Annotated in this window: 6 protein-coding genes and 2 tRNA genes; 4 read left to right on the plus strand and 4 right to left on the minus strand. The window is 66.6% G+C overall.

Going from position 1 to position 11,713, the window contains the following annotated elements:
- Window positions 1–65 precede the first annotated feature (65 nt).
- From ACZY0Y_RS06300 to ACZY0Y_RS06310, 3 genes are all read left to right on the plus strand, one after another.
- Window positions 66–2,099, plus strand: coding sequence for a TPM domain-containing protein (locus ACZY0Y_RS06300; protein WP_463957124.1), 2,034 nt, complete (start codon window positions 66–68; stop codon window positions 2,097–2,099).
- 140 nt (window positions 2,100–2,239) lie between these two features.
- Entirely contained in the window at window positions 2,240–3,025 is a 786-nt protein-coding gene (locus ACZY0Y_RS06305) for a PspA/IM30 family protein (protein ID WP_463881705.1), read from the plus strand.
- 185 nt (window positions 3,026–3,210) lie between these two features.
- Window positions 3,211–4,650 (plus strand): cryptochrome/photolyase family protein, encoded by a 1,440-nt coding sequence (locus ACZY0Y_RS06310; RefSeq protein ID WP_463957125.1) that lies wholly within the window; start codon window positions 3,211–3,213, stop codon window positions 4,648–4,650.
- An 84-nt stretch (window positions 4,651–4,734) separates the two neighbouring features.
- Here the strand turns inward: ACZY0Y_RS06310 and ACZY0Y_RS06315 are convergent.
- The 4 genes from ACZY0Y_RS06315 to ACZY0Y_RS06330 all read right to left on the minus strand — a co-directional run bounded on the left by ACZY0Y_RS06315 (window position 4,735) and on the right by ACZY0Y_RS06330 (window position 10,013).
- A tRNA-Met gene (locus ACZY0Y_RS06315) sits at window positions 4,735–4,808 on the minus strand.
- 602 nt (window positions 4,809–5,410) lie between these two features.
- Window positions 5,411–5,484, minus strand: a tRNA-Met gene (locus tag ACZY0Y_RS06320).
- A 192-nt stretch (window positions 5,485–5,676) separates the two neighbouring features.
- Window positions 5,677–8,691, minus strand: coding sequence for a UPF0182 family membrane protein (locus ACZY0Y_RS06325; RefSeq protein WP_463957126.1), 3,015 nt, complete (start codon window positions 8,689–8,691; stop codon window positions 5,677–5,679).
- 173 nt (window positions 8,692–8,864) lie between these two features.
- Window positions 8,865–10,013 (minus strand): YlbL family protein, encoded by a 1,149-nt coding sequence (locus ACZY0Y_RS06330; protein WP_463957127.1) that lies wholly within the window; start codon window positions 10,011–10,013, stop codon window positions 8,865–8,867.
- A gap of 236 nt (window positions 10,014–10,249) precedes the next feature.
- Between ACZY0Y_RS06330 and ACZY0Y_RS06335 the strand changes: the two genes are divergently transcribed.
- The gene (locus tag ACZY0Y_RS06335; RefSeq protein WP_463957128.1) at window positions 10,250–11,710 is read left to right on the plus strand and encodes a zinc-dependent metalloprotease; all 1,461 of its coding nucleotides are present in this window, start codon (window positions 10,250–10,252) and stop codon (window positions 11,708–11,710) included.
- Window positions 11,711–11,713: the final 3 nt, after the last annotated feature.

The raw sequence follows: 11,713 nt of genomic DNA on the forward strand, positions 1-11,713 counted from the left end.
CGCTGCTGCATTCTGTGACGACCGGTTCGGCCCGAACTGGTCGCAGAAGTGCTGAAGGGTTGCACATGCGGTCTACCTATAAACGTCTCCTCGCCGTTCTTGGCGTCGCCGGACTGCTGGCGTTTCCTGCCGCTCCGGCCCTCGCCGAAGATCCGGTGACGCTCGACCCCGTGACGAAGGTTGTTGACTCTGCCGGCGTCCTGGGCGACAGGAGGGGCGAAGTCGAACAGGCCATCAAGAAGCTCGGCACTGACCACGCGATGACGTACCACGTCGTCTACGTGAAGAAGTTCGAGAACCCCACCGACCGTGTTGCCTGGGCAACGGCAGTGGCGGAAAAAGCAAACCTTGGCGCCAATGCCATGATGCTGACCGTTGCCACGGACACCCGCCAGTACCAGTTGAGCAAGCCCCCCAACAGCAAGATCACGAACGCCCAGCGCGACACCATCGTGTCAAGCGCGGTTGACCCGAACCTGCGCAACGGGGATTACGCACAGGCCGCGATCGATAGCGCCGCGGCCATCGGCGATGCCGCCGGCGGAGGCAAAGGTAACGTTCCGTCCGAGGGCGGCGCCGGAAACGCCGTGCTGGTTGGCGTCGGTGTTGTCGCGGCCGGCGGCGCGGGCGCGTACCTGTACCTCCGCAACCGCCGGAAGAAGGCTGCCGCGGGAGCCACCGCAAGCAATGGCCCGCAGGGCGAACTGGATCCGCTGGCTGGGCTCACCGTCGAGGAATTGCGCCGCAAGAGCGGCTCGCTCCTGATCGAGGCCGACGACGCCATCAAGTCCAGCGAACAGGAGCTTGGCTTCGCCCAGGCCCAGTATGGCGACGCCGCCGTCGGGAATTTCACGAAGGCTTTGCAGGACGCCAAGGGCCACATGTCCGAGTCCTTCAAGCTGCAGCAGCAGCTCGATGACCACATTCCCGATACCGAAGAGCAGCAGCGGACCTGGCTCGGTGAGATCATCCGCCGCTCCGAGGCAGCCCTTGCCTCCCTCCAGGAACAAAAAGCCGACTTCGATTCGCTGCGCGAGCTGGAGAAAAATGCCCCGCAAGCGCTGGCAGCGGTCAGCGCCGGGGCGAGCGAGGCGGAAGCCAAGATCGCCAGCGCCGAGCAGTCGCTCGCTGAACTGCGCGCCAAATACGCCGAAAGTGCCCTTGTGCAGGTCGGCGACAACATCAACCAGGCCAAGGAACGGCTTGCCTTCGTGCAGAACGCCTCCGTCACGGCCCGGGAAAAGCTGAACGCCGATGAGGGGAGCCTGGCCGCCGTCGCCGTGCGGGCCGCGGAAGAAAGCCTGCACCAGACCAACGTGCTCATTGGCGCCATCACGAAGGTTGCCGGAAACCTCGATGAGGCACGCAGCGGCCTGGAGTCCGCCGTCGTTGACACCTCCCAGGACCTGGCGCAGGCCAGGGCAATGATCCAGTCCGGGGCCCACCCCGAACTTGCCGGACCGGTGGCCGCGGTGGAAGCCGCGCTGGCGCAGGTCAAGGCCGAAATCCAGGGCGGCAAAATCGATCCGATCGCCACCCTGGAGCGGGTCGAGACGGCGCACCAGTCGCTGGATGCGTCGCTTTCCGGCATCCGTGACCAGCAGGAGCAGGCCCGCCGCGCGGAGGCCTCGCTGCAGCAAAGCATCATGTCCGCGCAGGCGCAGATCAGCGCAACCTCGGACTACATCACCGCCCGCCGCGGCGGCGTGGGTACCGAGGCCCGGACGCGCCTGGCTGAGGCGCAGCGGAACCTGGACTACGCGCTGTCGATTTCCCGCACCGACCCCGTCACCGCCCTGCAGTACGCCCAGCAGGCGCACGCACTGGCGGCGCAGGCCGCGCAACTGGCCCAGTCCGACGTCGACCACTTCGGCGGGTACGCCAACCAGGGCTACGGCCGGGGCGGAATGTTCGGCGGCGGAGGCGGTGGCGGCCTGGGCGGTGCCATCCTGGGCGGCATCCTGATCAACTCCATCCTGCACGGCGGCGGTGGAGGCGGCGGCTGGGGCGGCGGCGGCGATTCCGGCGGAGGCTGGGGCGGCGGCGGCGATGCGGGCGGCGGCTGGGGCGGCGATTCCGGCGGCGGCGGCGACTTCTAGCCGGCCACGGGCCCGGCGGTAGCGCAGCCAACACAGACTAGGCGCCGGCGGGAATACTCCCGGCCGGCGGATAGAAGCGGTACATTTCACAGTTCACCGAAATTCAGTGGGAACCACTGAGCAGGACGAAAGGTAACACCATGAAGCAGTCCATTTTCGGCCGCATGGCGCAGCTGGCGAAGGCCAACATCAATTCCCTGCTGGACCAGGCCGAGGACCCGCAGAAGATGCTGGACCAGATGGTCCGGGACTACACCAACAACATCGCCGAGGCCGAGTCCGCCGTCGCCCAGACCATCGGCAACCTGCGGATGCTCCAGGACGACTACAACGAGGACATCAAGAACGCCCAGGACTGGGGCAAGAAGGCGCTGGCCGCGTCCCGCAAGGCTGATGAGTACCGTGCCAAGGGCGACACCATCGACGCCGAGAAGTTCGACAACCTCGCCAAGGTGGCGCTGCAGCGCCAGATGTCCGCGGAAAACGAGGCAAAGTCCGCCGAGCCGAGCATCGCATCCCAGACCGAGGTTGTCGACAAGCTCAAGCATGGCCTGGACCAGATGAAGGGCAAGCTCAACGAGCTCACCAGCAAGCGCAACGAACTGGTGGCACGCTCCAAGACCGCCGCAGCACAGACCCAGGTGCACGACGCCCTGAAGAGCATCGACTTCATGGATCCCACGTCCGAGGTGGGCCGCTTCGAAGAGAAGATCCGTCGTGAAGAAGCCAAGGTCCGCGGCCAGCAGGAACTCGCCGCGTCGAGCCTCGACGCCCAGTTCAACTCGCTGGAGGACCTGGGCGAGCAGACCGAGATCGAGGCCCGGCTCGCCGCGCTGAAGTCCGGCGGCTCCCCCGCCGCGATCGGCGCTGGCGAAGGCCGCCCCGCGGGTTCCACCGTCGACGAAGCTGACTTCGACAAGCTGTAAGCACCCCGCCGGTTTCCGCCGGCAGCCTTGACACCCGTTCGGCAGAGGCCGGGCCCGGACCGTCTGCGGACGGTCGGCGGGCCCGGCCTCTGCAGTGCTCGGCCCTTGCTGTGCGGGACTGTGCGCGGCTGGGAGCTGCGCGACCGCTGTGAGGATGCGGCGCAGCTCGCGTGTACCGTTGATCCATGTCTTCGGGAACCCCTTCTTCGACCCTTGTCTGGCTCCGCGATGACCTCCGGCTGGACGACAACCCGGCCCTGAGCGAAGCCGCCTCGCTGGGACAGCCGCTGACCGTGGTGTATGTCCTCGATGAGTCCTCCGCCGGTGTGCGTCCCCTCGGCGGCGCTACTAAATGGTGGCTGCACCATTCCCTGGCAGATCTTGCCGCCGGTCTTGAGGCCACAGGCTCCCGGCTCCTGCTGCGCCGCGGACCCGCCGCGGACACCATCCGGGACCTGGCCCGGGAAACCGGCGCCTCAACGCTGCTCTGGAACCGCCGCTACGGCGGCCCGGAACGCGAGGTGGACGCCGGGGTCAAGGCATGGGCCGCGGAGCAGGGCCTCAAGGCTGCCAGCTTCCAGGCGAACCTGATGTTTGAACCGTGGACCGTGCGGACCGGGGCGGGCGGGCCCTACAAGGTCTTCACGCCCTTCTGGCGCGCCTGCCTGGACGCTCCCGAGCCCCGGCTGCCCCTGGACGCTCCGGAGCGCCTCCCTGCCCCGGCAGCGGGCGCGGACGGAAAGCTTCCGGACAGCGACCCGCTCGACAGCTGGGGGCTGCTCCCCCGCAGGCCGGACTGGAGCGCCGGGCTCGCCGGCACCTGGCAGCCCGGGGAAGCCGGGGCCCAGGAACGGCTGGAGGACTTTCTCGACGGTCCGGTGGAGGAATACGGCACCGGCCGGAACGTCCCCGGCGTCGAGGGCACCAGCCGGCTCTCCGCGCATCTGCGGTTCGGCGAAATCAGCCCTTTCCGGGTCTGGCACGGACTGCGGGAACGCTTTGGCCCTGCAGCGCCGGCCGACGTCGGGATCTTCCGTTCCGAACTCGGCTGGCGGGAATTCTGCTGGCAGCTGCTCTACGAGAACCCGGAACTGGCCACCCGGAACTTCCGGCCCGAGTTTGACCGTTTCGACTGGCAGACGCCCTCCGACGCCGAGCTCGCGGCCTGGCAGCAGGGCAACACCGGCTATCCCCTCGTCGACGCCGGGATGCGCCAGCTCTGGCAGACCGGCTGGATGCACAACCGCGTCCGGATGGCGGCCGCAAGTTTCCTGGTCAAGAACCTGCTGGCCGACTGGAGGCTCGGCGAGGCCTGGTTCTGGGACACCCTGGTGGACGCCGATGCCGCCAGCAATCCGGCGAACTGGCAGTGGGTGGCCGGATCCGGGGCCGACGCCTCGCCATACTTCCGGATCTTCAACCCCGTCACCCAGAGCAAGAAGTTCGACGCCGGCGCGCGCTACCTGCGCGAATATCTCCCGGAACTGTCCGGACTGGCCGACAAATCGATCCACGAGCCGTGGAAGGCCGGTGGTTCGGCCACGGGTTACCCGGAACCGGTCGTCGGGCTGCCGGAGTCCCGTGCCCGGGCGCTGGAGACCTACCAGCGGCTCAAGGACGCCTGAGGCCGGCGCTGCCCTGAGGTGGGGGCCTCGGGGCAAGAAGAAAGGCCCGGATCAACAGATCCGGGCCTTCTTTTTGTTCTTCAGTTGCGGGGACAGGATTTGAACCTGTGACCTCTGGGTTATGAGCCCAGCGAGCTACCGAACTGCTCCACCCCGCGTCGCTTGATCAACACTACCCTACTTTTGGGGCCGCCCGAGCCACCTTCCGGCGGGGCGGCCCGCGGCCGCGGGCTGTGGGTCGAATCCTGAGTATGGATGGTGCTTGCTTCCCAGTGGCGGCGGGGCAACCCAGAGGTCACTGGGCTTTGAAAAGCTTTGGGGGCCGGGTCCGTGGTTTGTCTCTGGAATGTCTGGTTTGCGGCCGGACGCTGGACCGGAACGGGCAGCTGTACCTGCACAGCGGGAGTCCCGGGCATTCCTTCCGGTTCCTCCGATCTGAACTCCGGACGGTGCCGTTTGCCGTCCGGGGCGCCTTTGAACACGTTTTCCCGCCCTGAGGCCCAGTGTTTGCGGCGTGTCCGTGTCAAAGTGCCCCCGGACCGCCTACGACGGGCGAAACCAGGGACGCGCCCGGGTCCGCTTGCTTGGGGTCCAGGCAGGACGCGCCGGCACGCCGGGGTTGCACGCATTTTGGCCGCTGATCCCACATATTCGCCGCTGACGAGTTTTGTCCTGCAGCCCGTCGTAGCTGGCTCAGAGCAGCCGGCTTAAAGCAGAAGGTCCGGGACACTGTTCCCAGTGTCCCGGACCTTCTCTTCAGTTGCGGGGACAGGATTTGAACCTGTGACCTCTGGGTTATGAGCCCAGCGAGCTACCGAACTGCTCCACCCCGCGTCGCAAGATCAACTCTACCTGCCGGTGAACTTGAGGCCAAATCGAGGTGGCGTGATGTGCGTCTCCGGGCGCCGCGGCACGTCGCGCCCCGTGTGCTGGAGGGTACGGAAAAGGCCGGGTTCCCGCTCCAGAGGAGCGCGAACCCGGCCTTCAGGCCGTGCCTCCGTCAGCCGTGCATCAGGTGGCCGTAGGTCAGCTGCTCGGCGTCGGCGCAGGGGTGGCCGCCGGAGTGGTGGCCCCCGGCGTCGGAGTCGCCGTCGGTGCGGGAACCGGCGTCGCCGCGATCTTGGCCTCGGCGTCGATGGCTCGCTGCAGTGCCGCAGAGAGCTTCTTCTGCTGCTCGCCGTAGGCGGCAAAGTCACCCTTGGCGAGGGCGTCCTGGCCGGCCCTGATGGCGGCGTTCGCCTCGTCCAGGGCCGCTTTCAGCCCTGCCTTGGCGTCCGTGCTGCCCGGCGCGGGCGTGGTGCCGCCCGGCGTCGGCGTCGCGGGTGTCTGGCCGTTGTTGGCTGAGTCGCCGGCACTGGCTCCCGATTCACCGCCGAACAACTGGTTCAGCGCCTCATCCAGGGTCGGCGCGAAACCGATCTTGTCACCAAACGCCACCAGAACGCGCTGCAGTGTGGGGTACGAGGTTTCACCCGTGGAGCGCAGGTAGACGGGCTGCACGTACGCCATGCCGCCACCCACCGGCAGTGTCAGCAGGTTGCCGTTCAGGACCGCCGACGCACCCTGGCGCAGCAGGTTCAGCGCCTGCGACACCGTGGGGTCCGAGTTGAACTTGTTCTGCGCCTGGCCGGGGCCCGGAACGTTGGTTTCCGGCGGAATCTGCAGGAGCCTGAGCTGGCCGTAGCTCTCGGCCTTCACACCCTTCTCCTTGCCGGCGTCGGAGTCCGCGGCCAGGAAGCCGTAGAGCACGTTGCGGGCGTTTCCGTTGACTACCTGCGGGATGAAGGACGATGTCAGCTGGAAGGCTGGCTTGTCCTGGTCAGGCATTTTCAGGGACATGTAGTACGGCGGCTGCTTGACGTCGTCCTGGACGGTCGGATCGTTCGGGACGCTCCAGGCGTCGTTGTTGGTGTAGAAGTTGTCCGCCTGGGTGACGTGATACCGGCCCAGAAGTTCCCGCTGGACCTTGAACAGGTCCTCCGGGTAGCGGACGTGACTCATGAGCGCACCGGACATTTCCGAGAACGGCTTCAGCGATGACGGGAAGATGTTCTGCCACGCTTTCAGGACCGGGTCCTGGTCATCCCAGGCATAGAGCGTCACTTTTCCGTCGTAGGCATCCACGGTGGCCTTAACCGAGTTGCGGATGTAGTTGACCGAGGTGTTCGGCAGGGAGGCTGTCCGCCCGGACGTGGTCTGGGAGTCCGCGGTGGCCGCGGAGAGCTGTTCCTGCTGGGAGTAGGGGTAGTACTGGCTGGTGGTGTAGCCGTCCACGATCCACTTCACCCGGCCGTCCACGACCGCGGGGTAGGCGTTGCCGTCCACGGTCAGGTACGGGGCAACCTTTTCGACGCGTTCCCGGGGATTGCGGTCGTACAGGATCTGGGACTCGGGGTTGACGCCATCTGAAAGCAGCAGGTCCGAGGACTGGAACTTGATCGCGTAGAGGACCTTGTTGAAGAAACTGCCCACGTTCGGGCCGCCGTCACCAGTGAAGGTGTACTGCGTTTCGCCGTCGCCTTCCTTGGCGGCGGGCCGGTCCTGCTCGCGGTGCTGCGAGCCCTCGGGGGCGCCGACCACTGAGTAGTCGGGCGAGTTCTCGCCGAAGTAGACCCGCGGCTGGTAGGTCGAGTCATCGCCGAGCACGCCGGTGGACGGGATGCCGGACTGCAGGAAATCGGGCTTGCCGTCGACGGTAAACTTGTTGCCCTTCGCGGCGACGACGCCGTAGCCGTGGGTGTAGACGACGTGGCGGTTCAGCCACGACTGCTGGTTGGCGCTCAGCCCGTCCGGGTTGAGTTCGCGGACCGCAATGACGGTGTCCTGGATCTTCCCGTCGATCTCATAGCGGTCCACGTTCAGGGCGCTCGGGAACTGGTAGTACGGGCGGTACTGCTCAAGCTGCGAGAACGCATCCGAGATCAGGTTGGGGTCCAGCAGCCTGATGTTGGCTGTGGTCTGCGCGTCGGGGGCCAGGGCGCCAGTGGTGGCATTGGTGGTGGCGTTGTACCGGGTCTCCTGGATCTTGTCCAGGCCGTACGCCGAGCGGGTCATGTTGATGTTGCGCTCGATGAACTTCTTTTCGAGCGTCTGCTCCGAGGGCCGGACCTGGAACTGCTGGATCACCCAGGGGTAGACGCCGCCGGCCAGGATCGAGGTGATAACGAGCATGGTAGTACCAATCACGGGCAGCCGCCACTTGCCGATCACGGCAGCGACGATGAACAGCACTGCGACGAGGGCAGCGGCCACGGCCAGGATGGATTTGGTGGGGATGACGGCGTTGACGTCCGTGTACAGCGCACCGGCCCAGCGGCCGCCACTGTTCTGTACGGAGCTGTAGCGGTCCAGCCAGAAGTTGACGCCCAGCAGCAGCAGGAAAGCTGCACCGGAGACGGCGAGATGGATCTGCGCCGCACGGCTCGTGAAGATGCCGCGCTCCATGATCCGGATACTGCCGTAGAGGTAGTGCGTCAGGATGCCGGCAACGCCGGCGACGATGGTGACGCTGATCAGGAAGCCGGTGACGAAGCCCAGGAACGGCAGGGTCATCAGGTAGAAGCTGATGTCGAGCCCGAACTGCGGATCGTTCTGGCCGAAGGGTTCCTGGTTCAGGAACAGGAGCACCTTCTGCCACTGGCTGGCCGCGGCGCTTCCGGCAAACAGCCCGAAGAGGATGGGCAGGCCGATCATAACGACGCGGCGGATCGGTTCAAGCTGGACCTGGTAGCGGTTCAGGTTATCCCGAATTTCCGAGTCCGGCGCGTACACGGGGCGTGCGTGGTAAGCGATCCGGATGGCGAAGAAGACGGCGGAGAACATCAGCGCGAAGCCGGCCAGGAAGATCGCGATACGCGCCAGGTTCTCGGTCAGGAAGACTTCGAAGAAGCCCAACTGCTGATACCAGAGGACGTCCGTCCAGACATTGGCGAAGAAGATGAAGCCCACGACGATCAAGGCCACAACAATCAACGTCGGCGTCAGTGCGCCTCGTCGTTGCGGGGGTCGTCCGGGCGGGACAGTGCTGGCGGGACGGGACAAACTCGGTACCTCATAGCTGGTCGTCAGTTACTGGTTTTTAGTTATCAGTGCGGCGCTTCGATCCAGGAACGTGAAGTTGCTGAATTGTAGCCACCGCCGGCACCGCCCCAACAGGGCGGCGACGCCGTCATCAAGTGCCACGAGTGGCGGCTAATCTTAGTTCCGCGGCCAGTCTAGTTGCTGGAACAAACCGGAAGCCCCGATGTGTCGGCCCCTGACGCGGCAAGTTCGACCGCTTTACGTGCATCGGCCAGATTCTCAACCCGAACCACCTGCAATCCGTCCGGGATATGCCCGACGACGTCGTCGCAATTGGCGGCCGGGGCAAGGAACAGCGTGGCGCCGCCGGACCGTGCGCCGTGCATCTTCTGGCTGATCCCGCCAATCGGGCCGACCGCGCCGTCGGGGGTAATGGTTCCGGTACCTGCGACGTGCTTCCCGCCGGTCAGGTCGCCGGGGGTGACGGTGTCCACGATACCGAGGGCAAACATCATCCCGGCGCTGGGACCGCCGACCTTGTCCAGCGAGATCTTGACGTCGAAGGGGAACTTGAACTTGTACTGCAGCATGACCCCGAGGATGAACCGGCCAGCGGAGGTCCTGGACGGAGTGATGCTGGCCGTCACGTTGCTGCCGTCACGGTCGACGACGACATCCACCGGCGCGCCGTTGCCGGCCGCCAGCTCGGCCTGAACGACGCTCAGCGCCGTCGCCGGCTTGCCGTTGACGGACACGATCACGTCGTTTTCCTGGAGCTTGCCCGCGGACGCGGAGCCCTCCGGGATTGCCGCGACCTGCATCTTCTGTTCGAACGCGATGCCCAGTTCCTTCAGGGCTGCGGCGACGGCGTTCTCCTGCGAGGTGGTCATCGCGACGGCGCTTTCCTGCTGGGACTGTTCCTTCGTCACACCGGTGGGGAAGATGAGTTCCTCCGGGTAGACGGCTTTGGCGCCGTTGAGCCAGGCAGAAAACGCCTCGACGACGGTCACCGGCCCGTTGGGGCCGCCGTCGACGTAGACAGTGGTCAAGTCCAGGTTGCCCTTCGCGGGAAACGTCTCATGGCCGGTCACGCTGATGACAGGTGTGCCGTTGTCCTTGCCCAGGGTGTTGAACGTCGGACCGGGTGATTCGACGACGTACGGGACTGGCAGGCTCACGGCGGTGACCCCGAGCGCCAGTGCCAGCAGACCTGAGACGAGCATGGCTGAGGACCGTTTGTCCCGCTTCCGGCCCGAACCGGATCCGGGGAGGAGGGAACGTCGGCCCCGGGACTGCCCGGCCGCCTGCCCGCTGGCGGGCTGGTCACCCTGCGTAATCGTCAATGAAGGACCTCTCCGTGCCGGCGCCCGGGGGACCCTGCGGACCCCTGATCAGCGCACCGCGTCCGCGGCCTGCGCCGCGGCTTCCGCCTGCCAATATTCCAGTTTCCAACACTACGCGCTCGGCTGCCGGCTGGGCTCTTTGCCGACAGCGAACGTGGCCGGGTTTCAGCAGACAGCCCGCTGGCTGCGGGGTACCGTGAACGTGAGAAGCAGCCACACCGACGAACGGCGGGATCATGACCTCCAACCCACTCAATCCGTCCAATGGCGATGAGGAACCCAAGGATCCGCTGGCAGAAATGCTCAAGAACCTGATGGGCGGCCAAGGCATGGGGAACATCGACCCCGCGGAACTGGCGAAGGCCGCGGGCCTTCCGGATGACCCCAACCTCCTCGCCCAGATGTTCTCCCAGGTCCAGGCCATGATGAGCGCCTCCTCGGAGGGCCCCGTCAACTGGCAGCTGGCCCATGAAAACGCCCGGCGCGTGGCCTCAAGCGGCTCCGACCCGTCCGTCACGGCGCAGCAGTCCCGCGAGGTCGATGAGGCGCTGCGGCTCGCCGAGCTGTGGCTTGACCAGGTCACCGGGCTGCCGGCCACCGGCCTGATCGGCCGGGCCTGGTCCCGGGCGGAGTGGGTCGAGGAAACGCTCGGCACCTGGAAACGGCTGACCGAGCCGGTCGCCAACAGCATCGCCAACGCACTGTCCACCGCCATGACGGAGCAGATGCCGGAGGAAATGAAGTCCATGATGGGCGGCGAGTCCTCCATGCTGCAGAACATGGGCGGGGCGATCTTCGGCATGCAGCTGGGCCAGGCCATCGGGGCGCTCTCGGCCGAGGTCGTCAGCTCCACCGACATCGGCGTGCCGCTGGCCGACCTCGAAATGGCGCTGCTGCCCTCGAACGTGGCCAAATTCGGCGAAGGCCTCAGCTTGCCGGAGAACGACATCCGGCTGTTCCTGGCCGTCCGCGAAGCCGCCCACGCCCGGCTGTTCGTCCAGGTCCCCTGGTTGCGTGGGCACCTCCTCGGTGCGATCGAAGCGTATGCCCGCGGCATCCACATCGACACCTCGAAGATCGAGGAACTCGCCCGCGAGCTGGATCCGGGCAACCCGGAGGGCATCCAGGAGGCCCTGTCCCAGGGCGTCTTCATGCCGCAGCGCACCCCCGCCCAGGACCAGGCCCTTGAAAAGCTTGAGACCGCCCTCGCCCTCGTGGAGGGCTGGGTGGATGAACTGAGCTGGGCCGCCACCGAGAAGCTGCTGCCCTCGGCCGCGGCGCTGCGCGAGACGGTGCGCCGCCGCCGCGCCACCGGAGGACCGGCTGAACACGCGTTTTCCTCCCTCGTGGGACTGGAGCTGCGGCCGCGCCGGCTCCGGGAGGCTGCCGCGTTGTGGGCCTCGCTCAAGGATGAACGCGGAATCGACGGCCGCGACGCGATCTGGCAGCATCCGGACCTGTTGCCCACCGCCGAGGACCTGGAAGATCCGAAAGGCTTCAGCGAACGCCGGAAGCTGGCTGAAGCCAGCGACTCCGAAGTGGACGATGCCCTGCAGAAGCTGCTGAGCGGCGGATTCGACGAACCGGAGGATGCCGGGGCAGCCAGCGACGGCTCCGCCGGGACCGGTGGGGCCGAACAGCCCGGCGAGCCCGGAACTGACGACGCACCTGGAGAAGGCGACAACCCCAAGTCCTAGATA

The organism is Pseudarthrobacter kochi, assembly GCF_055412805.1.

Excerpts from the sequence above, each read along its gene's own strand:
- ACZY0Y_RS06300 (WP_463957124.1), top strand. The coding sequence starts at position 66 with ATGCGGTCTACCTATAAACGTCTCCTCGCCGTTCTTGGCGTCGCCGGA.
- ACZY0Y_RS06305 (WP_463881705.1), top strand. The coding sequence starts at position 2,240 with ATGAAGCAGTCCATTTTCGGCCGCATGGCGCAGCTGGCGAAGGCCAAC.
- ACZY0Y_RS06310 (WP_463957125.1), top strand. The coding sequence starts at position 3,211 with ATGTCTTCGGGAACCCCTTCTTCGACCCTTGTCTGGCTCCGCGATGAC.
- ACZY0Y_RS06335 (WP_463957128.1), top strand. The coding sequence starts at position 10,250 with ATGACCTCCAACCCACTCAATCCGTCCAATGGCGATGAGGAACCCAAG.